The organism is Thalassospira permensis NBRC 106175, assembly GCF_000714555.1.
GTDB classification, from domain to species: Bacteria; Pseudomonadota; Alphaproteobacteria; order Rhodospirillales; family Thalassospiraceae; genus Thalassospira; species Thalassospira xiamenensis.
The window spans coordinates 55,878-80,196 of sequence record NZ_AUNC01000014.1 but is presented as its reverse complement, the minus strand read 5'-3'; the positions used below and the strand labels follow the sequence as shown (position 1 = coordinate 80,196).

The 24,319-nt window shown below is 54.1% G+C and carries 21 protein-coding genes; 18 read left to right on the top strand and 3 right to left on the bottom strand.

Annotation, left to right across the window (positions count from 1 at the left end; translation table 11 throughout):
- The 18 genes from SMB34_RS09610 to SMB34_RS09530 form a co-directional block, all read left to right on the top strand.
- Positions 1 to 588 (top strand): flagellin (locus SMB34_RS09610; protein ID WP_037989557.1); only part of this gene is annotated, 588 nt, incomplete at its 5' end.
- 332 nt (positions 589 to 920) lie between these two features.
- Positions 921 to 1,760 (top strand): flagellin N-terminal helical domain-containing protein, encoded by an 840-nt coding sequence (locus tag SMB34_RS09605; protein WP_007091346.1) that lies wholly within the window; start codon positions 921 to 923, stop codon positions 1,758 to 1,760.
- Positions 1,761 to 1,846: 86 nt separating this feature from the next.
- Complete coding sequence (locus tag SMB34_RS20880) at positions 1,847 to 2,221, top strand: flagellar protein FlaG (RefSeq protein ID WP_076519672.1); 375 nt, start codon at positions 1,847 to 1,849, stop codon at positions 2,219 to 2,221.
- A gap of 127 nt (positions 2,222 to 2,348) precedes the next feature.
- A complete protein-coding gene (gene fliD, locus SMB34_RS09600; protein WP_037989555.1) occupies positions 2,349 to 4,148 on the top strand; it encodes a flagellar filament capping protein FliD in 1,800 nt (599 codons plus the stop codon).
- A gap of 65 nt (positions 4,149 to 4,213) precedes the next feature.
- A complete protein-coding gene (locus SMB34_RS09595) occupies positions 4,214 to 4,756 on the top strand; it encodes a flagellar export chaperone FliS (RefSeq protein ID WP_037989552.1) in 543 nt (180 codons plus the stop codon).
- A gap of 246 nt (positions 4,757 to 5,002) precedes the next feature.
- Complete coding sequence (locus SMB34_RS09590; RefSeq protein ID WP_037989550.1) at positions 5,003 to 6,505, top strand: flagellar hook-length control protein FliK; 1,503 nt, start codon at positions 5,003 to 5,005, stop codon at positions 6,503 to 6,505.
- Positions 6,506 to 6,525: 20 nt separating this feature from the next.
- Entirely contained in the window at positions 6,526 to 7,302 is a 777-nt protein-coding gene (locus tag SMB34_RS09585; RefSeq protein ID WP_037989547.1) for a flagellar hook capping FlgD N-terminal domain-containing protein, read from the top strand.
- 69 nt (positions 7,303 to 7,371) lie between these two features.
- A complete protein-coding gene (locus tag SMB34_RS09580; protein ID WP_240478795.1) occupies positions 7,372 to 9,060 on the top strand; it encodes a flagellar hook protein FlgE in 1,689 nt (562 codons plus the stop codon).
- 308 nt (positions 9,061 to 9,368) lie between these two features.
- Entirely contained in the window at positions 9,369 to 11,021 is a 1,653-nt protein-coding gene (gene fliF, locus SMB34_RS09575) for a flagellar basal-body MS-ring/collar protein FliF (protein WP_007091340.1), read from the top strand.
- A gap of 81 nt (positions 11,022 to 11,102) precedes the next feature.
- On the top strand, positions 11,103 to 12,293 hold the full coding sequence (locus SMB34_RS09570; RefSeq protein WP_040059517.1) for a FliH/SctL family protein: 1,191 nt from the start codon (positions 11,103 to 11,105) through the stop codon (positions 12,291 to 12,293).
- Positions 12,283 to 12,645, top strand: a complete 363-nt coding sequence (fliN, locus tag SMB34_RS09565) for a flagellar motor switch protein FliN (RefSeq protein WP_007091338.1) — start codon at positions 12,283 to 12,285, stop codon at positions 12,643 to 12,645. The genes SMB34_RS09570 and fliN overlap by 11 nt, the downstream gene beginning before the upstream one ends.
- 22 nt (positions 12,646 to 12,667) lie before the next feature.
- Positions 12,668 to 13,462, top strand: coding sequence for a motility protein A (locus SMB34_RS09560; protein WP_007091337.1), 795 nt, complete (start codon positions 12,668 to 12,670; stop codon positions 13,460 to 13,462).
- 58 nt (positions 13,463 to 13,520) lie between these two features.
- A complete protein-coding gene (locus SMB34_RS09555) occupies positions 13,521 to 15,104 on the top strand; it encodes a sigma-54-dependent transcriptional regulator (RefSeq protein ID WP_007091336.1) in 1,584 nt (527 codons plus the stop codon).
- 85 nt (positions 15,105 to 15,189) lie between these two features.
- Positions 15,190 to 17,346, top strand: coding sequence for a flagellar biosynthesis protein FlhA (gene flhA, locus SMB34_RS09550; protein ID WP_007091335.1), 2,157 nt, complete (start codon positions 15,190 to 15,192; stop codon positions 17,344 to 17,346).
- A 24-nt stretch (positions 17,347 to 17,370) separates the two neighbouring features.
- The gene (locus SMB34_RS09545) at positions 17,371 to 18,357 is read left to right on the top strand and encodes a flagellar biosynthesis protein FlhF (RefSeq protein ID WP_007091334.1); all 987 of its coding nucleotides are present in this window, start codon (positions 17,371 to 17,373) and stop codon (positions 18,355 to 18,357) included.
- Positions 18,354 to 19,142: a MinD/ParA family protein gene (locus tag SMB34_RS09540; RefSeq protein ID WP_037989531.1), complete on the top strand. Its 789-nt coding sequence runs from the start codon at positions 18,354 to 18,356 to the stop codon at positions 19,140 to 19,142. Before SMB34_RS09545 ends, SMB34_RS09540 begins: the two co-directional genes overlap by 4 nt.
- A gap of 4 nt (positions 19,143 to 19,146) precedes the next feature.
- The gene (locus SMB34_RS09535; protein WP_037989528.1) at positions 19,147 to 20,757 is read left to right on the top strand and encodes a hypothetical protein; all 1,611 of its coding nucleotides are present in this window, start codon (positions 19,147 to 19,149) and stop codon (positions 20,755 to 20,757) included.
- Positions 20,758 to 20,855: 98 nt separating this feature from the next.
- Complete coding sequence (locus SMB34_RS09530) at positions 20,856 to 21,257, top strand: hypothetical protein (protein ID WP_007091331.1); 402 nt, start codon at positions 20,856 to 20,858, stop codon at positions 21,255 to 21,257.
- Here the strand turns inward: SMB34_RS09530 and SMB34_RS09525 are convergent, their stop codons facing one another.
- The 3 genes from SMB34_RS09525 to SMB34_RS09515 all read right to left on the bottom strand — a co-directional run bounded on the left by SMB34_RS09525 (position 21,258) and on the right by SMB34_RS09515 (position 24,318).
- Positions 21,258 to 21,812, bottom strand: coding sequence for a prolyl hydroxylase family protein (locus tag SMB34_RS09525; protein WP_037989526.1), 555 nt, complete (start codon positions 21,810 to 21,812; stop codon positions 21,258 to 21,260).
- 135 nt (positions 21,813 to 21,947) lie between these two features.
- Positions 21,948 to 22,625: an ATP-binding cassette domain-containing protein gene (locus SMB34_RS09520; RefSeq protein WP_037989525.1), complete on the bottom strand. Its 678-nt coding sequence runs from the start codon at positions 22,623 to 22,625 to the stop codon at positions 21,948 to 21,950.
- Positions 22,626 to 22,632: 7 nt separating this feature from the next.
- Entirely contained in the window at positions 22,633 to 24,318 is a 1,686-nt protein-coding gene (locus SMB34_RS09515) for an ABC transporter permease (RefSeq protein WP_037989523.1), read from the bottom strand.
- Position 24,319 lies beyond the last annotated feature (1 nt).

Sequence of the window (24,319 nt, the reverse complement as noted above, 5' to 3'; positions counted from 1 at the left end):
ATGAACACCATCAACGACATTCTCGTTCGCATGAAACAGCTTGCGGTTCAGGCGGGTTCGGACAACCTGGGTGCCACTGAGCGCGGTTATATCGACAACGAAGCAACAGCGCTTGCAAACGAGATTGAACGTATTGCTGATGACACCGAATTCAACGGTGTGAAAGTTTTGAACTCGGCAACCGCCCTCAACTTCAAAATTGGTAGCGGCGCAACTGCAGCTGAAGATGACCTGACCTTCACAACCTCTGATGTGACGGCAACGACTCTTGGTATTGATGCAGCTACGATTGACCTGACGACGAAGGCAGATGCCGACACCGCCAGCGGCCTGATCGACACCGCAATCAACACCCTGCAAACTGCACGTGCAGGCGTTGGTGTGAACCAGAACCGCTTGGAGTTCGCAGCACAGAACCTGCGCACTATTTCTGAAAACAGCGAGAACGCCCGGTCAGTCCTGATCGATCTTGATGTTGCTTCTGAAATGGCTTCTTTCTCGTCGAAACAGGTCCTGATGCAGTCGGGTATCGCGATGCTGGGTCAGGCGAACCAGATGCCGCAGAACCTTCTGCGTCTGCTACAGTAATCAAAACAGCTTTCAGCAAAAGGCTGGCCATTTTGGCCAGCCTTTTTTTTATTTATCTCACCCGCCCTGTCGCACCTCAAAAGCAAATCAGATCCGCCCCGATTTTTGTCCATTGATGAACAACCAGAACGTCAGGCAGCGTGAACGCGCGATAACTGTTAAAAAAGACGCTTCAACATTTTTTTACTAGACTCCTGTATAAATATACCCTATTTTATCACCGTGAGGTTTAATGAAATAAAACTTCACGCATCTGTGGGCATTTCAGGACGAGATGCGCTGCAGGATTGGCAAGAAGCCGATTTATATTAGTCCAAGTAGGAGTAAAGACCATGGGTCTTGGTGTTATTTCCAACTACGCCGCAAACGTCGCTCATCGCAATCTGGTTGCGTCTGACGCGTCGGCAACAAATTCCCTTTCAAAACTGTCGTCCGGTAAGCGCGTGATGAATGCGCGTGACGATGCTGCCTCGATGGCCATCGGCGCACGTTTAAACGCGGAAGTCGGCGCATTGAAGGTTGCCACCACCAACGCCAGCCAGGCAGGTGCACTCCTGCAGGTTATGGATGGTGGCATGAGCACGATCAACGACATTCTCGTGCGCGTAAAACAGCTTGCAGTGCAGGCAGGTTCTGAAAACCTCGGCACCACTGAACGCGGCTACATCAACAATGAAGCGCAGTCGCTGCTTGGTGAGGTCACTCGTATAGCAAACGACACCGAATTCAACGGTGTCAATGTTCTGAATGATGCAACCGTGACACTCAACTTCAAGGTCGGTACGGGCGCAACTGCCGCTGAGGACGATCTGGCATTTACGCTGGTCAACGTCACAACAGCTGCGGCTGGTCTTAACCTTGCAGCGGTTGACCTTAGCGGTGCCGACGCGACGAACGCAAACACGGCGATCCCCCTGATCGATGCGGCGATTAACGCACTTCAGACTGCACGCGCAAGTGTCGGTGTGAACCAGAACCGTTTGGAATTCGCAGCTCAGAACCTGCGGACTGTCTCGGAAAACAGCGAGAATGCCCGCTCGGTCCTGATCGACCTTGACGTCGCTTCTGAGATGGCAGCTTTCTCGTCAAAACAGGTCCTGATGCAGTCGGGTATCGCGATGCTTGGTCAGGCGAACCAGATGCCGCAGAACCTTCTGCGTCTGCTGCAGTAACCGGTTGATTATTATCACGGGGGTAGGCAAACTCCCCCCGTGATATCAACTGGTTAAAATGCCGCGCAGGTATTGGAGCCCGGAAAATGGAAGCCGTTAAATTACAGAGTTCGACGCAGCAGGTTGGAGGCCCGGTAGTTGCTTCGTCTTTGCGCAATGTGCAGAACACGTCTTCTGCAAGCGCATCTATTACCGGATCCGCAGCCAGTCTAAATCAAGGCAATGACGTAAGCGGTTTTACTCAAGCGCTTAGTCAGGAAATTGCGCGAAATGTTTCTTCCGAGCTAGGTATAGACAATCTGGATGTCCAGTTGAGCTACAGCGAAGATACCGGACGCGTCATTGCGGTCGTACGCGATGCAGGTGGAGAAGTCTTGCGTCAGATTCCATCTGAAAGCATGCAGACATTGATCGCCAGATTGCGCGATTCTTTAGGCCCACTGATCGACGTCGAAGTGTAGGCAACATTTTCCGCCTGTTTAATGGCACACAGATTGCTTCGTTCGAGGAACATTCTGTAATGCCCATGTCTCGCAAAAATCTTGATTTGCCGGGACAAGCACACATTCCGAATTCCGGAGTAAGGTTATGAGCGGTATTAATCTCGACAATATCTACGTCGGAGCAAACGGCAGGGTTCAACTGTCTGGCGGCAGCTCGAACATCGACTTTGTCAACATTGTTGACAAGATGATTGAAGCGCGCCGGATTCCCGCCAAGAATCTGGAAGACAAGATAGATGTTAATAAGAATGCTCTAACCTCTCTTAATACAATAAAGTCGCTGACGACCGAGCTCAAGAACGCTCTTTCCACCCTCTATGGTGCGATGAGCTTCGACAATTCCAAGGATGCGTTTGAAGCCAAAGGTGTCTATCTAACATCATCCAGCAGTTCGGGAACCGCAACTCCGGCGGCTCAACTTGTTGGCGTAACGGCATCAAATGCGACACCGGAAGGGATTTACGAGCTGGAGGTTCAGTCCGTAGCTCAGCGTCAGAAATTCTCGACAGCAACACAGAACATCACCACGTCCGCCGACCTGACAGCCGTGACCGGAACGGGCACCTTCACTTTGGGAACAGCCAAAGGCTCCACAACGATTTCGGTCGAAGCGGGCGATTCGATGATTGATATCCGCGACAAGGTGAATGCTGCCTCCGGAACGACGGGAATTCGTGCAAGTGTTGTCAAAGTCAGCGACACGCAAAGCACCCTTGTTTTTTCGTCTGTTGACGAAGGTACGGCAAATGCTGTGACCACATTTGAAGATACGACGGGTTCTGTTTTGTCTTCTCTTGGCGTGTTTGACGGCGGAATTTCTGATCCAGAAAATCCTTTGCAACTTGCACATCAGTCACAAGTGGCATCAGATGCGACTCTGGTGGTTGATGGTGTGACGATCACGCGTTCCAGTAACGATATCAACGATATCATTACCGGCGCCAGTATCAATTTGTATGATGCTGAACCCGGAACAACAGTGCGGATTGAAGTTGAGCGTGACCTGAACACGGCTAAAACAGCCATCCTGGATGTCGTCGAGGCATATAACGCCTTGCAAACCTTCATCAACGAACAGACCTATGTCGATCCGGTAACGGGCGAAGCTGGTGAAGATGCTTATCTGGTTGGTAACCCAACCGTTCGAAGCATTCAGCAGCAACTGAAAATGATGGTGTCGTCGCAAGCTGAAGGTGTTACCAATCGTGGTCCGGATGAAGAAGATTATTCGCTTTTGGCCGACATTGGCATATCAACAGTGTCACCTTTGCAAACGGACCCCTACCTGAAGGGTACGCTTGAACTTGATGAAACCAAGCTCAATCAGGCTCTTCTTTCTGAACCACAAGAAGTCATCGAACTGTTTGGGTTAAAAACGACAACTGATAACCCTAACGTGACGGTTACTGGATTCAGCGGAAAAGTGCAGGCTGGCACGTACGCGTTCAATATCACGTCCACCGCAGGCGCCATCACCGGATCAGATGTAGACGGTGTAGCAGGATCGACAGAAACACTCGGCTCGAACAGTGTTTCGGCGACCGACGCAACCAATGCAAATGGATTGGTTTTGTTGTATAATGGTCCCGATGACGCGACGATTACGGCTAATGTTACCGTCTCCGTCGGTGTTGGAGCACAGCTTTTCTTCGGCCTGGAAAAGCTTCTTGACGAGAGTGATGGCATCCTTTCACAAGAAATTGACAAGCTCCAGACTCAGAATGGGTCGTATAGTGAAAAAGTGACCAAGATTGATGACCGGTTGGCTATCCAGAAGGACAGTCTTCTTACCCAGTTTATCAAGATGGAAGAAGCTCTCGCGCAGATGAAAACGATCCAGCAGTCTTTGACCGAAATGATGGCTGCCTCGCAGAAAGACCAATAAGTACCCGTTTTTATCAGTAGCTATTCTGTCTGATTAAACATGGTGGAAATCAATAGGAGTATGACATGAACGGGAATGCAGCCCTGGCTTATAAAGCGCAGCAGGTGAATAGCGCCAACCCGGCGCAGATCGTTTTCATGTTGTATGAAAAAGCGATTATCCACTTGCGTGACGTGATTGCCAAAGGCGAATCAAAAGATGTAATGGGCCGGTGTGAATCCAACTGTCTGGCGCAGGAAATCATCTTCCAGCTGATGGATGCGTTGGACCATGAAGCTGCGCCGGACTTTGCAGGCAGAATGGACAAGCTGTACCGATTCTGCATCAATCATCTGGTCTCAATTGATATTGTGGGCAAAACACAGCCCGCTCAGGATGTCATCGACCTGCTTATTCCCCTCCGGGAAAGCTGGAAACAGCTTGCAGAAAAAAGTTCCGAAGAACTTCGTATTGAGATGCGAAAAGCGCACACGTCTCAGCTTAATCAGGCTTTGGGGAATGCTGGTTTCTCCGGCAATGCTTATCAACCCGCACCACAGCAGAATACGTCCTACAGCCAGGAACAGGAATCTGTTCCACCACGGACAGGTATTTCTGTGTCCATTTAACGGGCGCCTTTACGTGTATTCGTTGCGCAGTAACACACCGCTCTGTCTTGCAGGGCGGTGTTTTCGTATGCACACCGTGAAAAGACAGGCAATTTTTGCCCTTTGAGCAAGACATCCATCATTGAAGACCTCACCTCAAACCAACCTCTCTATTAAATCAGTGATTTTCTAGTGACTTAACCACATTGGCGAAACTGGCCCGCCTTTTGCTCTAATCATTGCACTGTCTTTAAAGGGACCTCTGTCATGATTAGTTCTGAAATCAATTTTCGCACCACTGCCGTAGCAAGCGCCGCAGCCCCAAGGCTGGCTGGCGAGAGCAATATGGCGTTCGGGAAAGTGATGGATGCGATGAAGGCTAGCGATCGCAATGACCGGTCGCTGAGTGATACGAGACAGCCCCAACACGAGGTAAAATTTGCCGAGCAGTCGGTAAAAGACAAAACAGATGTGCCCCGCGACGAGAAAAAAGACATGAAACCGCGCGAGGACGTAAAGCAAAAAGACTCAGCTCAACGTGATGAAGAGCGGGATCAGCAGGAAGCTGTTAAAGCTGAAGATACCGAAGGTACCGAAGTAGAGCAGAAGCCCTCATCCGAAGCTAATTCTGGAGACGAGACGGGCAATCCCCCCCAAAAAGAAGCTGCAACCGAAGATAACACGGATCCAAAGGCAACGAGTGGTGACGAAGCAACAATAATTACGGTTTTGGCCGAGACGGTCCACCCCAACCAAAAGGTTGGAGAAGGGACGAATTTGGTTCAGTCCCCGGAGACCGCCACGTCTGAGTTGATGGGGTCTACCGCGTTATCCAATGCGCCGAGCATGTCGACAGGCAAGTCGGCCAGTGACGCTGCGATCATGTCACAAAGCGCAATGGCGGCTAACGTAACCGGTGCAGAGAATAAAAAATCCCCTCTAAATGGGAAAAATGATTTCCTGGCAAGCCTCCTGGACGATATGTCCGGTGATGGTGTCGCCAAATCGGCCAAACAGGGTGATACGACTTCCACCACCAACAACAATTCAAATGCAAGCAGCGGCAATAATCCAACAAGCAGCACCACAAGCTCGACCACGGCAAATTCTGCGGTAAACAATACTGCATCACAACAGATGGCAGCTGCTACAGCCATCCCGCAGCAGACAACGCCGCAAAACGGCCAAGCCGCAGCCCCCGCGAAAACGGTAAACACTTCGTCCGTTGAAGGAAGCGCGTCGCCGACAGCAAACAATGCAGGCAGCGTTTCATCGAACAGCGTGAACAGCAATTTGCAAAGCGGACACACTGCGGCAAACGCACGACAAACCCCAGCCCAGCAAGTGCAGCAACAGGTTGCCGTGCATATTCGAAACGCCGCAAATGATGGTGTTGAAAAGATTTCGGTTCAGCTTCGCCCGGAACATCTCGGGCGTGTTGATGTGAAGCTTGAAATTTCCCATGACGGCAGGGTGCAGGGTGTTATTCAAGCAGACACCCGTGAAACGTTGGATCTTCTGAGACAAGATGCGCGTTCATTGCAGCAAGCGCTGAAAGACGCCGGCCTGAATGCCGACAGTCAAAGTTTCACCTTTGAACATCGTAATGAAGGTGGCAATGGTCGGGACAGCCAAGGTCAGCAACGGGTTGGAAGCAATTCTGCATCAAGCCCTAATGACGGCGATATTTTAAGCGGAGCCGAGCTCGCAGAACATGTCGCCATTGGCTATGGGATCAATCCCAATGGCCTTGTCGATATTCGAATTTAGCGAAATAGGGGAATGAAGTTATGACTGTATCCTCCCTATCAAATATTGGCCTTTCTCAAGCCGACAAGAACGCTACTTCCAGCGCATCGTCGCAGCAACTTGCAGCCAATCTGGATACGTTTTTGACGCTTCTGACGACGCAGTTGAAAAACCAGGATCCAACCTCTCCTATGGAGACGGACAAATTTACGGATCAGCTAAGCCAGTTTGCACAGGTCGAGCAAGGCATCCAGACCAACCAAAATCTGGAAGACCTGCTTTCAATGCAGGAACAGCAGCGCCAACTGTCCGCTCTGTCTTATGTCGGAGCCCGGATTGAGGCTGTTGGTGATACGAGCTGGCTGGAAAAAGACGGCAGCATCGATTTCAAATACAACGTTTCGCCAGCTGACGTTCCGCAAGTGGAGCTTCAGATTGTTAATCAGGATGGAGATACCGTTTATTCCAAAACTGTATCCGACAAATCCGGCCTTCAAGATTTCAGCTGGGATGGGAAAAGCAATAGCGGCGTCGCCCAGCCAGAAGGTGCCTATACCCTTGTGGTCAAACCCAAGGATGGCAGCGGGAACACATATGCTGATAAATCCGGCAAACCAGCAGAGGTCTATATCGGAATTTCAGGAATCGTAGAAAGTGTCGATATTGCCGATGACGGCATTTACCTGCGTATCGGTGGAGTGTCTGTTCCGTTTGAGACACTGACCAATGTCAAGCTTGGCGCAAATGGAACTCCGACAAACGAAACTCCGACAAACGAAACTCCAACCGATGATGAAGAGCAGGACCAAGCGGCCTGACGCTCAGACACGGTATTGTAATTAACAGCCTGTAAGTGCAGGAGAAAGAAAATGAGCCTTTTCGGTGCAATGATTTCCGGTGTTTCCGGTTTGAACGCTCAGAGCCAGAATCTTGGTGTGATTTCCGATAACATCTCCAACATGAATACGATCGGCTATAAAAGGACTCTCGGCCGGTTCTCGACACTTGTAACGGAATCCGCCACTCCGACCCGTTACACTCCTGGTGGTGTTCGCTTTCATCCAACAGCGATGATCAGCAAACAGGGGTTGCTGCAATCTTCTTCCTCGACAACCTCTGCGGCGATCTCGGGGGATGGTTTCTTTGTCGTACGCGACACTGCAACACCGAATGCGAATGACGAAGTATTCTTTACCCGTGCGGGCGACTTCAGACCTGATGATGACGGCTATCTGAAAAATACAGCCGGCTTCTTTGTACAGGGTTGGGCGACTGATCGAGATGGAAACCTTCTTGATCAACTAGGCAATACAACGTCTTCGAACAGCGCGGCCGTAGGCGACCTTCAGGTTATCGACGTAAACCGCATCCTGCGTGCCTCTGCCGATACCCGTAACATCAGCATTGGCGGTAACCTTGATGCCGACCAAACACCATTTGCCGGGGGTACCGATACCTCGACAACTCTGGGTATCAATGGGACCACAGCACTTGCTGGACAAGCGGGCATCGCCGCTGGTGACAGCTTTGACATTACGGTTAATGGCAACACGACGACAATTACGATTACTGGTACAGATACCCTGAACGATATCGCAGCAAAAATCAGTGCGATACCGGGAGTGAATGCATCGGCGACGTCGACAGGTACTGACGACACATTGACGATCACAGGCCCAGGTGATCAAAACGTTACTGTGACAAACAATAACAACACACCGCTGACTGCTCTTGGTTTTGCGGGGCCATTCCCGGCGACACTGGCCGCAACCTACACACCGGGTAGCATTGCCGCAGGGACTGTCGATGAAAACACCACAATGCCGATCACTGTTTATGACTCTCTGGGGTCTGCGCATACCGTTAACCTGCGCTTCCTCAAAGTATCACAGAACCGCTGGGCATTTGAACTTACAGGCCAAACAACGGCAGGAAACCTTGATCCATCGGCACACCCGAATGGTCTTATTCAGTCCGGTTACCTGAATTTCGACGGTGACGGCGTGATTTCCTCATTTACCGATTCCACCGGTGCAAGTTTGATCGATCAACCGCTCAGCATCACCTATACCAATGGCTCCAACGCATCGGAAATAACCCTTGATCTGGGTAATCCCGGCGTCGGTAACGGCATTACCCAGAAAGGTGGTGGTGTTGACGCAAACGGCAACCTGGTTTCCTATTCGACGGACTTTATCAATCAGGATGGTGCGGGTGCAGGTAGCCAAGTTGGCTATGGCTTCTCCAGCGACGGCTTCCTTGAAGTTCAGTTTGCCAACGGTGTTAAACGTCCGATGTTCAAGCTGGCCATTGCAACGTTTGAAGCGCCCGACGAACTCGGTGCTGAAAGTGGCAACGTATACCGTCAGACGCGTGATTCCGGTGACTATGTTCTGCGTGAACCAGGCATAGATGGTGCCGGTAAAGTGGTTGCTTCCGCACTTGAGGGTTCTAACGTAGACCTTGCTGAAGAATTCACCAATATGATCGTCACCCAGCGCGCCTATTCAGCGAACACCAAGACGATCACCACGACCGACGAAATGCTCGACGAACTGATCCGCGTCAAACGGTAATTGATGCCGAAAAAGGGTAATTTTATACTCTTTGGAACTGCTGCATGTGATAGAGACTCGCCCGGCCTCAGCGCCGGGCTTCTTTTTGGCGCTCAAACTACCTATATATCTTTAGGCATATTGATCTTTACAAAGATACAAGCGATTCAAATCGCTGGCGAATTTTGAACACATTACTGGGCAATAATTGCCGGTCGTTAACCTGTTCTTCAATATGCGCTTCTATTCGTTGATGATACCGGTAGCTATTGTGCGGACATCTGCCGGTATTGGGGACAGTGGTAACAATCGATCCGGAGCAGTCGAACGTGGGCGGTTTATTGCAAACGCTTAAAGGTCTTGGACCGACACGCCTGATGGCCATCAGTGGCGTCGGGGTGTTGCTGCTTGTGTTTTTTGCATTCCTTATTCTGCGTGTTTCGGCACCGAATATGGAGTTGCTCTACCGTGATCTGAACCCGGCGGATGCAAGCCAGATCGTCAACCGTCTCGAAGAACAGCAGGTTTCCTACCAGCTTCTGAATAACGGCACCGAAATTCTTGTTCCCGCCGATCAGGTCAATCGTATGCGCCTGTCAATGGCGGAAAGCGGGTTGCCGACCGGCGGCTCCGTCGGGTACGAAGTGTTCGATAGTGGCAGCGGCCTTGGTGCAACAAGTTTCGAACAGAACATTAACCATGTTCGCGCCCTTGAGGGCGAATTGGCCCGTACCATAGCCTCCATACAGTCCGTTCAACAGGCCCGTGTACATCTGGTTTTGCCCAAACGTCAGATGTTCTCGCGCGAGACCCAGGAAGCCAGCGCATCAATTGCAGTTAAAATGGCCGGCGGGGAACTTAAACCCGAACAGGTTATAGCGATCCAGCATCTTGTTGCTGCGGCTATTCCCCAGCTGACACCAAGCAAGGTTTCCATCATTGATGAACGCGGCCGTCTTCTGGCGCGTGGTCAGGGTGAAGAACAATCTTCAACCTTCCTGACCCAGACCGCAGACGAGATGCGCATCCGCAACGAAACGCGTCTGCGCAACACGATCGAAGATCTTCTTTCCCGGTCCCTTGGTTATGGCGAAGTTCGTGCCGAGGTGTCGGTCGAAATGGACTTCAACAAGGTGACGACAGCGGACGAGCGATTTAATCCCGACGAACGGGTGGTGCGGTCCAGCCAGACCATTGACGAGAACTCGACCAATACTGAAACAGACGGCGCAGATCCGGTTACACTTCAGAACAACCTTCCTGACCCTAATCTTAATGGCGGTCAAGGTTCTGGAACCAGCAGCCAGGAGAACCGCTCGGAAGAAACCGTCAACTATGAGATTTCAAAAACGACCACGACCAAGGTCAAGGAAATCGGCGAAATTTCGCGAGTTACAGTGGCGGTTCTGGTCGATGGCACCTACACAACAGATGAAAATGGTGAACGCGTCTACCAAGAGCGATCACCGGAAGATTTGGAAAAAATAGCGGCGCTGGTACGCAGCGCAATCGGCTATGATCCTGCGCGCAGCGACCAGGTCGAAGTGATCAACATGCAGTTTGCCGACGCGGCAGACTTGTTCCCGGACGAAGATGTCGAAACGTTCCTTGGTCTTGATAAGGCCGAAATCTTCCGCATCGCGGAAATGCTGGTCCTGGCCATCGTTGCGATCCTAGTTATCCTGCTGGTGGTTCGCCCGCTTCTGACCCGTGCCTTCGAAACCCTGCCAAATGCAGCCGATATGGCACAAAATCAGCTGTTAGCCGACGAAATGACCGCCGACGGAACACCAGCTCTTGCGGGCCCATCACCGGTTCCAATGGCGCCGGGGATGAGTGATGAAGGCGAAGAACTGATCAACCTTTCGATGGTCGAGGGCCGGGTTAAAGCATCTTCGGTCAAGAAAATTGGTGAAATTGTCGAAAAGCACCCGGAAGAAGCTTTGGCGATCATTCGCAACTGGCTTTATCAGGAAACCTGATATGCCTGACGGTTCATTCACGGGCAGGTTGGCATAAGGCCGCCGGCCTGCTTGTCGCACAAATCAAACCAGCGGTTCGATATGACGGCCATTGAAAAATTCAAATTCTCGCTCAGTTTCGATGATGCCGATAACGTCATTCGTTCGTCCGGTTCGGATGATGAACATTATTCTCTGGGCAAAAAGAAAAAGAAGAAAGAGGACGAAGCCCCGCCTCCGCCTCCAGCGGTTTATACCGAAGAACAGGCCGCCCAGATGATTGCAGAGGCCGAGGCAGCTGCGCGCGAGGCAGCCGACGCAGAAGGCTTTGCGCGCGGTGTCGAGCAAGGCCGCGCGGAAATCCAGTCATCCCTGCAACAGGCTTTGACAGATACGTCCGCACGACTTGCCGAAAAACTTGCGCAAATTGACGAACAGCAGAAACGTGCCAATGCCCGCATCAACGAGGATGCCATTCATGTTGCCGTCGGCATCATGCGCAAAATCGCCCCGGCCTGGTCAAAACAGTTCGAACTGACTGAAATCGAAAGCATAGTCCGTCAGTGCCTTGCCAATCTGTTCGATGTTCCCAAGGTGATCGTTCAGGTCCACCCCGATATCAGCGACATGGTTTCCGAAAGTGTTGAAAAAATCGCACAGTCGCGGGGTTTTTCGGGTAAGGTCGCGGTTGTTGGCGAGCCCGATATTGATCTGGGTGACTGCCATGTATCGTGGGGTGACGGAACGGCTGTGCGGGAAACCAAACGCATCTGGGCCGAAATCAACGATATCGTCGAACGTGTCCTTCAAAATCATAGCGAGGAGCACGAGTTTGAAGAAAATGACATGGGCGATCCTGATGTCCAGAACACCCGGCTTGCTGACCTTCCGCCCGCCCCCCGCCCGGCAAGTCCAGAAACCCCGTCGGCGAAACCGGAAACAACCGTTTCGGGGCATGATTTGACACCAACCTATGCGACAGAACCTGATACTTCCGAAATGCAGGCCACCCCGACAGGTGATAATTATATCAGGGATGGTGGAACCGGATCACACCAAGCCGGTCAACCGACAGGCCAGATCGAAGAAGGTCATGGCACAGAACAGGTTAATATGCCAACATCCCCCAAGGATGATGCGTCGCACACTCAGATCCGGGATGAGGAGAAAAGCGATCCGCGACAACAGGATGGGAACCCGTTGCAGGAAGATCGCAAACCCGATACCCGGAACGAAACAGAAGCCGATGTGACGCAGGAAGCTCAAGGATCAGGAGACGAAAATGGCCGATGATGACGATCTTGAACTCTCGGAACTCGATAATGATGATATCGAGCTAGAGGGCGAAGGTACCGAACTTCTGGCCGCCGCCGAGATCGGCAGCGATGCCATGAAGACCTCCAAGGATCTCGAAGCGGTTTACGACATTCCCGTTCAGGTTTCGGCAGTCCTTGGAAAAGCAACCATGCAGGTAAGCCAGCTGCTAAAACTGGGGCGTGGCGCAGTGGTAGAGCTTGACCGCAAGGTTGGGGAAGCTATTGATATTTATGTAAACAACCGTCTGGTCGCACGCGGCGAAGTGGTGGTTGTCGAAGACCGTCTGGGGGTAACCATGACGGAAATCATCAAGTCCGAGAAAAACTAGTCTTTTGAGAGGATGAGCGGGTATGGCGGACGGGGGGACTAAAACGTCGTTTGATATCGCGACGGTTGCGGGGCTGGCTATTGGCTTCGCGCTTATTATCGCGGCGATCGTATTGGGGGGATCGCCCGGGGCATTTATTGATATTCCATCCGTTCTGATCGTGATCGGCGGCACGGCTGCGATTACCGCTGTGTGTTTTGCGCTGGGCGAATTCCTGGGGGCTGGCAAGGTTCTGATGCGCACGATTTTCCACAAATCGCGCAACCCTGCCGATGCTGCCCTGCAAATCCTGCAACTGGCTGAAATCGCCCGCAAAGGCGGGGTCCTATCGCTTCAGGGGCATCTCGACAGTCTGCAAAGCGAGGAATATCTTTGGAAGGGACTGTCGCTTGTCGTCGATGGCACACCACCCGAAGAAGTCGAAGCCATCATGCGCAAGGACATGAACGCCACCATCGGTCGCCACCAGAAAGGTGCGAACATCATGAAAAAGGCTGGCGATATCGCACCGGCCATGGGGCTGATCGGGACACTGATCGGTCTGGTGCAGATGCTTGGCAACCTTGATGACCCGTCCTCGATCGGGCCGTCCATGGCAGTTGCCCTTCTGACGACTTTCTATGGTGCTGTTCTGGCAAACATGGTTTTTATGCCGCTTGCTGCCAAACTTGAACGCAACTCGGGCGAAGAAGAACTTTTGAATTCGGTCTATATGGTGGGGGCCGTCTCCATCGGGCGACAGGAAAACCCCCGTCGTCTGGAAATGCTGATCAACTCCATCCTGCCCCCGTCAAAACGGGTCAGCTATTTCGATTGATCGGTGAAACCCACCAATTGAAATTGCCATTGGGAACGAAGCGGAAAGAGATGAGACTATGCAGGTATTGATCGTTGGTGGACTGGGCGGTCAGATCGGCGCAGCCAGCAAGATCGCGATGGCACGCGGCGCAACAGTCCAGTTGGCCGAAAGTGTCACGACATCGCTGAATATCCTGCGCGCAGGCAACCGGATCGATCTTGTCATGGCTGACATCACCCTTGATGTTGCAGCCTTGATCGAAGCCATGCATCGTGAACGGATCAATGTCCCGGTTGTCGCGTGTGGCATCGGCAATGACGTCAATGGTGCGGTCAATGCCATCAAGGCCGGTGCCCAGGAATTCATCCCCCTGCCCCCCGAAGCCGACCTGATTGCCGCCATCTTCGAGGCCGTCACCGAAGAAAGCCATGCCCTGATCCATCGCGATGCCCGCATGGCGGAAACCCTTCGTCTCGCAACCCAGGTCGCCAACAGTTCCGCCTCCATCCTGATTACGGGCGAAAGCGGTACCGGCAAGGAAATCATCTCGCGCTTTGTTCATCGTAAATCCAACCGGGCGGACAAACCATTCGTTGCCGTGAACTGTGCCGCGATTCCCGACAACCTTCTTGAATCCGAACTGTTTGGCCATGAAAAAGGTGCATTTACCGGCGCACAGGCCCGACGCATCGGAAAGTTTGAAGAAGCCAATGGCGGTACCCTTTTGCTTGATGAAATCAGCGAAATGGATGTCCGCCTTCAGGCAAAGCTGCTGCGCGCCATTCAGGAAAAGGAAATCGACCGTCTGGGCGGTAAAAGCCCGGTCAAGGTTGATGTCCGTATTCTTGCGACCTCGAACCGCAATCTTGAGGCCGAAGTCAATGCGGGCAACTTCCGTGAAGATCTTTATTTCCGCCTGAACGTCGTCAATCTCGATATTCCTTCGTTGCGCGAACGGCCTGACGATATTCCAGTTCTGGCGGAATTTTTTGTTAAAAAATATTCCGAAGCCAACGATGTACCGATCCGCCCGATCAGTCCGCTGGCAATCACGCGTTTGCGTAGCCATCATTGGCGTGGCAATGTTCGCGAACTTGAAAATACCATGCACCGCGCCGTCCTGATTGCCGGTCCGACGGAAATCGGCCCTGAAGCCATCATGCTTTCGGGTGCCGGAAGTAGCGAACCGGGCTGGCAGTCTGCTCCGCCCCCCGAAACAGCGGCACCTGCCCCGGCTCCTTCGCAGCCAGCCCCCAGTGCGCCGTCCCGCGCAAGTTCGGCCTATGCCAATGCCAATGCGGCTTATGGTGGTGCGGCCTATCGTCCGGTTCCCCCGGCACAGCAGGCACCATACGCACCTGCCCCGCTGCCTGATCATCACGACGATTATGCAGCACCCTGCCCGGCAGCACCGATCGACCATGATGCGGATAGCGCCGATCAAACCAACGCGGATTCATCGGTCACGGCAGCCCTGGTCGGTCGCACGGTTGCAGATGTCGAACGCGATCTGATCATCGATACGCTGAAACATTGCTTTGGCAACCGCACCCATGCGGCAAACATTCTCGGCATTTCGATCCGCACACTGCGCAACAAGCTTCGTCAATATACCGACGAAGGCCTTGCCGTGCCGCAACCTGGCAATGGTCAGGACTGATTATTACAAAACGACCGGTGCACCCCATATCAGAACAAGGGATGCATTCCCGGGATCGCGCAACATAGGGTAACCAGAAGTCAACATGGCCGACGGTCGAGACATCACACCGGCAGGATCTGACGGGTCACAAGGCCCCCAAAGTGCGGGCGGCCTGAATATGGCTGGTATCCAGTCACGCGTCCGGTCGGCCATGAAACGTGGCGATATCGCCATGGCGCTTGGCTTCATCCTGATCCTTGTGGTCATGATGTTCCCGATGCCGCCCTGGCTACTCGACTTCCTGCTCGCCCTGTCGATCAGCTTCTCGGTGCTGATCCTGATGACGTCGCTATTCATCCAGAAACCTTTGGAATTCAACTCTTTCCCGATGATCCTGCTGGTCGCGACGTCGCTTCGACTGGCGCTAAACATTGCAACCACGCGTCTGATTCTGGGCCACGGACACGAAGGCACCCATGCTGCCGGTGCGGTGATCGAGGCATTCGGCAGTTTCCTGATCTCGGGCAATTTCGTGATCGGGATTATTGTTTTTGCCATCCTTGTGATCATCAACTTTGTGGTTATCACCAAGGGTTCCGGTCGTATCGCCGAAGTCGCTGCACGCTTCACCCTTGATGCCATGCCCGGTAAACAGATGGCGATTGACGCCGATCTGTCATCGGGTCTGATCAATGAAGCGCAGGCCAAGGCTCGCCGCAAGGAACTGGAAGACGAAAGCTCGTTCTTCGGTTCCATGGATGGTGCATCCAAATTCGTCCGCGGTGATGCGGTTGCTGGTATCCTGATTACCTTCATCAACGTGATCGGCGGCATTATTATCGGCACCGCCCAGATGGGCCTATCACTGGCCGAAGCCACTGAAACCTACACGATCCTGACTGTTGGCGATGGTCTGGTGTCGCAGATTCCCGCCCTGATCGTCTCGACGGCCGCTGGCCTTCTGGTCACCAAGGGCGGCCTTGACGGCGCAACTGAAAAGGCCGTTTTCGGACAGGTAAGCAATTACCCCGCAGCTCTTGGTGTTGCCTCGGCGATGATGGCCGGCATGTCGCTTTTGCCAGGTATTCCGATGGTCTGGTTCCTTGGTCTGGCGATTGTGCTGGGCTACCTTGCGTGGCATTTGGGCCGAAAACAGAAAGAAGCCGCCGCCAACGCCCAGATGGAAGAAGCCCAGACCGCCGCGGATGCCGCAGGCCCGCCACCCGAAGAACCGATCGCCAATGCGCTTCGCATGGATTATGTGCGGCTTGAACTGGGATATGGCCTGCTGTCGCTGATCAGCACCGAACGCGGCCAGAAACTGACCGATCAGATCAAGGCGCTACGCCGTCAGTTGGCGACCGATATGGGCTTTGTCATGCCCAGTGTGCGTATTCAAGACAATATGCAGCTTCCCGCCAACACCTATGTACTGCGCGTCAAGGAAATCGAGGCCGGCCGTGGCGACCTTCGCCCCAACATGCTGCTGGTCATGGATCCGCGCGGCGAGGAAATCACCCTTGCCGGTGAAAAAACCATGGAACCGACCTTCAACCTGCCAGCCATGTGGATCGAACAGGGCATGAAGGAAGAGGCCATGTTCCGTGGCTATACCGTTGTTGATCCGCAAACCGTGATCACCACCCATATTACCGAGGTGATCAAGGACCACATGCCCGAACTTCTGTCCTATGCCGAAACCCAGAAGCTTCTGGACGAGCTCGACGACGACCAGAAAAAACTGGTCGAAGACATCGTACCGGGTCAGGTTTCCGTTGGCGGGGTTCAGCGCGTTCTGCAAAACCTTCTGACCGAACGCATATCGATCCGCGATCTGCCGACCATTCTTGAAGGAATTGCGGAATCCACCGCCTTTACGCGTAATCCGACCTTCATGACCGAACATGTGCGTTCCCGCCTGGCACGACAGTTGTCGGATGTGAATACCAACCATGATGGCGTGATCCCGCTGGTGACCCTGTCACCGCAGTGGGAACAGATATTTGCCGAAAGTCTGGTCGGCTCTGGCGAGGAAAAGCAACTTTCGATCCCGCCAAGCCAGCTTCAGGAATTTATCAACAAGGTTCGCACCACGTTCGAGCGACTTGGCATGATGGGCGAAAGCCCGGTTCTTTTGACCAGTCCCGGCATTCGTCCCTATGTCCGATCCATTGTCGAACGATTCCGGCCCACCACGGTTGTCATGTCGCAAAATGAAATTCATCCCAAGGCCCAACTCAAAACCATGGGGCAGATATGATGATCCGTTGCGAGGGGACAGCATATGCGCCTTAAGACGTTCAGCGCCCCGACCATGACCGAGGCGATGGCACTGGTCAAAGAGCATATGGGATCGGATGCCATTATCGTATCGACCCAGGATATTCCGGGCACGGGCGTGCGGCTGACCGCGGCCCTTGATCGTGATCCGGATCTGGATTTCGATATCGCGGATCAAGGCCCTCCGGGTCATCAGGAACTGTTTGATCACGCACAAGAAGCCCTTCTCCGTCATAATCTGCCCGAACGGCTGCGTTTGCGGCTTTGTGATCTTATGGGCCGCGAAAGCGGTGCCACTACCGCACAGCAATTACTGGCATCGGCACTGGACGAGATTTTTGATTTTTCGCCGTTGCCGGAAAAAAACACGCCGCGTGCCTTGGCCTTTGTCGGCCCGCCCGGTTGCGGCAAAACGCTGGCGGTTGCCAAAACTGCTGCCCGTGCAGTGATGAAAAAGCGAAAAGTCGCGGTTCTGACCACCGATTACAAACGCGCAGGCGGTGTGGCCCAGCTTGAGGCATTCACCCGTATCCTGAACATCAATCTGTCACTGGTCAAAACACCCGAAGAATTCAAAGCCCAGTTTGCCCGTATGCGGGATGCCGACATGGTTCTGGTCGACACGGCAAGCTGCAATCCCTATGTCGATGCCGACATCAAGGCACTGGGCGATTTCATGTCCGTTGTGCCAAGCGAACCCGTACTGGTCAATCCCGCCGGGATTGATGCCGACGAATGTGCCGATATCGCCAATGCCTTTGCCGATTGCGGCGTTGCGCGCATGGTGATTTCCCGACTGGATGTTGCATCGCGCCTTGGCGGCGCGTTATACGGTGCAGATTCAGGAAATCTTTCCCTTTGCAATGTCAGTATGACGGCCCAGGTCGCAGACGGTCTAACCGCAATAAGCCCCGTCGCCCTGGCCAAACTTCTGATACCGTCCCATCGCGCCGAGAACGCGAAACCGAGTTTCTCCGAGGTCGTGAAATGACTGCCAAGTCTGATGAAGTATCCAAAACTGCTCCGCGCGCCAAAGGCCGCAACGTCCTTGCCATCGCATCTGGCAAGGGGGGCGTGGGCAAGACCTGGTTTGCCATTACCCTGACCCATTCGCTGGTGCGCGAAGGCAAAAAAGCCCTGTTGTTTGATGGTGATCTTGGCCTTGCCAACATCGACATCCAGCTTGGCCTGATGCCCAAACATGATCTGGGCGGGGTGATTTCCGGACGGATCGGTTTGCGCGATGCCGTAACCCCCTTCCCCGATGGCGGCTTTGACATCATTGCCGGGCGCAGCGGATCGGGCAGTCTTGCCAATCTGCCCGTGACCCGTCTTCAGGCCCTATCCGATGATTTAATCCAGACCGGTAAAAGTTACGACAAGGTCCTGATCGACCTTGGCGCGGGTGTTGATCAGGGTGTGCGTCAGATGACCAGCCTTGCCAATACGGTGATTGTCATCACCAACGGTGATCCGACATCGCTGACCGATGCCTATGCCTTTATCAAGGTCACACATATGGCGCGACCCAAAACCGATATCCGGGTGGTGGTCAATATGGCCAAGGACCGCAAGGAAGGCGAGGCGATCTACAACAAGCTTCTTAAAGCCTGCGAAGGTTTCCTGAAAATCAGCCCGCCGCTTCTGGGTGTTGTGCGTGCCGATCCGCGTGTTTCCGAATGCATTCGGTCACAGACCCCGCTTCTGATGCGCCATCCCAATTGCGATGCCGCCCACGATATGGAAGCGATCACGCAAAAGCTGCTGGAGGGCTGACGCCATGACTCTCCCGCCACAAGCCGTAACACCAGGCACTGCCGTTGGCGGTCAGGGCGGTGCGACGGCCGGCGGGGCATCGGGTAGTCCACAGCCGCCTTCTCAGGTCAGTGCTGCCCAGCAGGTCGCCAATGCCATTGCAAAACTGCCGGTCGAAAGCCTGCTTCAGGCGTCTGTTCAGTCGCGTTCGGGTAATGAACTGACTCTTCTGACCAGTCTGGGGCAGGTTAATATAAAACTGCCAACACCCCTTCCAACCAATCTGGGGGACTTTCTTTGGGTGCGGATCATGCCCCAGGGACAGCCGCAGCAGGGCAGCGATCCCGCAGCCGCCCTTCGCCTTCAGGTGCTGCCGCAAACGCTGACACCGGGCACAACCGGAACTGGCGGCGGATTGCCGACCACCGGGATCAATGGCAACGTTCTGATCCCCGGCCAGGCCTTTAACGCCATCACAACAAGCAGCCTGACCCTGCCCAATGGCAGTCAGTTGCCCGCCGGAAGCCAGACACAGGTTATCTTTGTCGGTCAGGGTGCCGTCAGTGCCGGCAAGGCCGCCCAGATTGCCAACATGAATGCAACGGGCACCATGACACCCGCTATAACAACCGGCGGCGCGCTGGGAACGCCATCGGGTGCGAGTATCTCAGGTCAGGTTGTCGCAGGCGGTACAGGTGGGGCCGGAACAGCAACCCCGCTGGTGCTGACCGGGACGGTTCTGCCACCCGATAGCGCCGAAGCCCGGATGTTGCCGAACGGCTTTACCGCCCTTCGCACATCTGCCGGTGTTGTCGGCATCAAATTGCCGGTTCCAGCCCCGGTTGGTGCGACCCTGTCGTTTAGTGTCGATGCCAATACCGCCGCCGGACGCGGCACTCAAGCCCCTCCGATGACAGAGGCAGAATTGATTGCACGCGGGCAGAACGCAGCCCTGTCACGAGACTGGGGCAGTTTGCAGCAGGCGGTGACCGCACTGGCACAACACGATCCGGGCGCGGCAGCGGCTCTGTTGAACAATATTCCGCAGGCCGGACCGAAACTGACCACCACGATGATGTTCTTTTTTGCCGCCATGACCGGCCCCGGGGGAACAGCACGCGGCTGGTTGGGGGATCGCGCCAGCAACAGCCTGTCATCGATTGACGGGAACGGCGACGATATTCTTAAAAAGCTCGAAGGCGATTTCAGCAGATTGCGGGGCATGGCCGCCGACGAACGCCCGGATGGCTGGCGTGTGATGCCGATGCCGTTTCAGATGGGGGAACGAATCGAACAGGTTCGTCTGGCATGGCGACATGGCGACGACGAAAACGAGAAAGGCGAAAGGGAAGAACCCGGCACGCGCTTTCTGCTCGACCTGTCTTTCAGCGAAGTCGGCCACACCCAGCTTGACGGTCTGGTCAAAGGCGAAGACAGCAAGTTCGATTTGATCGTGCGCACTGAAAATCCACTGCAATCTGATAATCGCGACGATATTCGCGGCATCTTCCGCGAGGCTTTGCAAATCTCCGGCTACAAGGGGCACCTGATTTTTCAGGATGGCTCGCGCTTTGTTGAAATTGCCCCGCCGGTCAACGAAGCAGTTGTCAACCGGCATCGCGGGATTGACGCATAAGCGGCCATTCGCCCCACCTGACCCGGAAAAGAAGCCTTTTCGTTCCCGAAAGGTGGGGGTAATCTTGATTATCAAACGAATAAACGCAGGTAGGCCTGATGCTGGAAATATTTGAACGTCGAAACCTGTTGCTGACAGAACATAATCCCGGTGCACAGCTTGATTATGTCGTGACGTTGCAAAGCGAACTGAGCGGATGCGAAACCGTGTTTCCGGCCCGTATGACCTTGCGTTATGTCCCGGACCGCCTGATCATAAAACCCGATTGCCTCGCGGAATATTTCGCCGAAATCGCGCGTATCCCGTTTGATAATTTCGAAACCGCAGCCGTGCTTCTCATGGAAGATTTCAACAACGAAATCATTCCGCGCTGGATCAATCTGCGCCTTGACAAGCAAAAGGCCGACAATGCCAGCGTCCAGCACCACGAAGCCGCACTCGAAGACCGGCAGCCGAAATGGCACAACCCACGCCTTCTGGACCGGTTGGAACGGTATTGATCAGCGGAAAGGCGTTCCATGCACCCATTGGGTAAGCGAATAACGCAGGCCCGCTGTCGTCGGGGCGACGCGGTGCAGAACGAAGCTCGGGAAAAAGATCGCCGTGCCACGTTCCATCGGCGCATCAAAAACATGCCCCGCCGGGTTTAGCTGCAACAAACCGCCTTCATACTGGTCGGGTTCGGATAGCTGGATCACCATGGTCAGTTTGCGACGGCGTGCAATATCGGATGCGCCAACGTCGCTGTGCCAGTCATAGTGACCGCGCTGATCCCCGGCATAGCAGGCAATCTGTGCATCTTCGGCGAATTCCGACAAAGAAAAATCAAACACATTGCGGTTTACATCCGCAACCATGTCAACGATCCGGCGCATGACGGCCGGTTCCTGTGTCTCGTTAAACCAGGTGATCTGTGACCGGCGGATATGGCTTGCCGACTGGCCCTGAACAAGGCCACCATCGTCAAGTTCTTGCGAAAATCCGTCAATCAGTCGATCACAGGTTGCACGATCAAGCGCATCCGGGACGATCGCATACATTTCTTCTGGAAACATTCACGACATTCTCCAATGCCGCATGGGCCTTTGACTTCGTGTTTCGGGCCCAAGACAATTCTTTGCGGTGCGCTTCTCTTAGGACCAAACGCACCGATTGACCAGCCCGAAAATCATGCAAGAACCGCGTGCATGCTATACCGGATTTACGATCCTGCCGCCGGCTGCCGCCCCATCATCGGGATCATGGGTCACCATCAGAGTTGGCAAACCACGCAACCGCGCCTGTTCAAAAACAAATGTCCTGATCTGATCCCGTAACTCGGTATCAAGCTTTGAAAAAGGTTCATCGAGCAAAAGTGCGCCGGGCTCGGACAGCAACACCCGCATCAGGGCGACACGCGCACGCTGCCCGCCGGACAATGTCGCCGGGTCACGGTCGGCAAAACCACCAAGCCCCGCACTTTCCAGCGCGTCCTCGATACGCGTTCTGCGTTCTAACCGCCCCCGAACAATTGATGGCAGGGCAAACGCCAGATTGCCGCCAACCGATAAATGCGGAAACAGAAGATCATCCTGAAACAGGATACCGACATGGCGATCCTGTGGTGCCAGACCATCCAGCCCCCGGCCATTCAGAACAACCTGCCCGCTGACATCAAACCCGGCGGTTCCGCCCACCGGCAAGGTTCCGCAAATATAGGCCAGCAGACTTGATTTTCCCGAACCACTCGGCCCCATCAGCGTCACGATCTCGCCCGGTGTGATGATGGTATCAATATCAACCAGCACACGCCCGTTCAGGCGAATGAAAACCCGGCGTAATTCAAGCCCTGTGACGGGGGTATTATTGCGGGCTGATGTGCTGTTCATCGGCTGATCATATCCTGTTTCGGCTTCCCATGCCGCGCCGGTGGCGGAACAAAACCGCCGGGATCAGAAGGGCCAGGGCAAAACCGGCAAACGGCAGGATCATTTGCAAAAGCCCGTAAATCCCGATCATTCGCCGGTCTCCGCCTGATGCCAGTGCTACCGCCTCGGTCGTTACCGTCGCAAATCGCCCCGCCCCGATCAAAAGGGTTGGCAGATACTGCCCGACACTGACCGCAATGCCGACCGCAAAGGCGGTCAGAACCGCGCGGGTCAATAATGGTAAGCGCACCAACCAGAACACCCGCGCCGGTGATGCCCCAAGGCATAAGGCAGTTTGCAAATATCGAGGGTCAAGGGCGCGAAACGGATCGGCAAGTGAGAGAAAGATATAGGGCAGCACAAAGATCAAATGAACGATCACGACGGAAATCAACGTTCGTTCCAGCCCGATGCCGGTAAAAAACACCTGAAGCCCGAACATGAAGCTGATTTGCGGCATCAAAAGCGGCAGATAAATCAATAACATCGCCCCCTGCCCCGGATCTTGAAACCGGCGGGTTTCGTTTTCAAGACATCCCAGAACCAGGGTAATCGCCCCCCCGACCGAGAGAACCGCAATCATCAGTGTGGTCCAAAGTGCCGCACCTAACATGTTATATTCGCGCATCCAAAGACGCAGACTGAAACTGCGTGGCAGAAACTCCGGAAAGGACCAGTACCCGGCAAAGCTCCAGACCAGAAGACTTGCCAGGCCCAGAAACACCGCAGCCGACGAGAGGATTGCCGTCACGGCGGCAAAGCTTCGAACGGTATCATCGCGTCGCCCGCGCATGCCGCCTTCGGCCCATACACGCCCCCACCACGCCACAAGCTTTTCCCCACCCCACCAGATCGCCATCGCGATCATTACAAGGACAAATTGCAACATGGCCCCGGCGGAGGCCAGAAAACGCCGCGACAGGTCCGGATCGGATAGCCAACCAAGAATACGCACCGCCAGCGGTGCGGGTGTTGTTGGGCCAAGGATCATCGCGACGTCAACGACCGAGGTCGAATAGGCCAGCACCGCCAATATCGGCAAACGGATTTGTGGATAGACCCGTGGCAGAACGGCTTTAAGCCAGCCAACCACGCGACCATATCCAAGTGTCAAGGCCACCTGGCGCGTCCGGTCGGCATCTGCCTGCGGCAAGGCCGCCAGCGTCATCAACAATAAAAACGGAATTTCCTTGGCAACCAGCCCGGCAATCAGGGCAATCCCCAACGGGTCCTGCAAGGTCACAATATCGGGTGGACGTTCCCATCCGGCAAGCGGCGCGACCGCCCGAACGATCCAGCCGGTTGGTGCAATCAGAAAAGCCAGTCCAAAGGCCGCGGCTGCATGTGGCACTGAGAGGATCGGGGACAGCAATCGCTGCATCACACCAAAAATCCGCGTTCCCTGCCATGCGGCGCAAAACAGTATGACAACCAGAAACGAGATCAGTGTTGCGATCAAACCATTGATCAATGACAACCGGATCGAAATGCCAAGCCCTGGCTGATTGATCAAATCCTGCCAAGGATCAATCGATATTACATCGCCGCCAAGCGCCGGAAGATACCCGAATGCCGGTAACATCGTCCCGATCAGCCCGGCACAAACCGGGCCGATCATCAGGATAAGGGTAAAAGCCGGGAAAAGCCGGAGCATT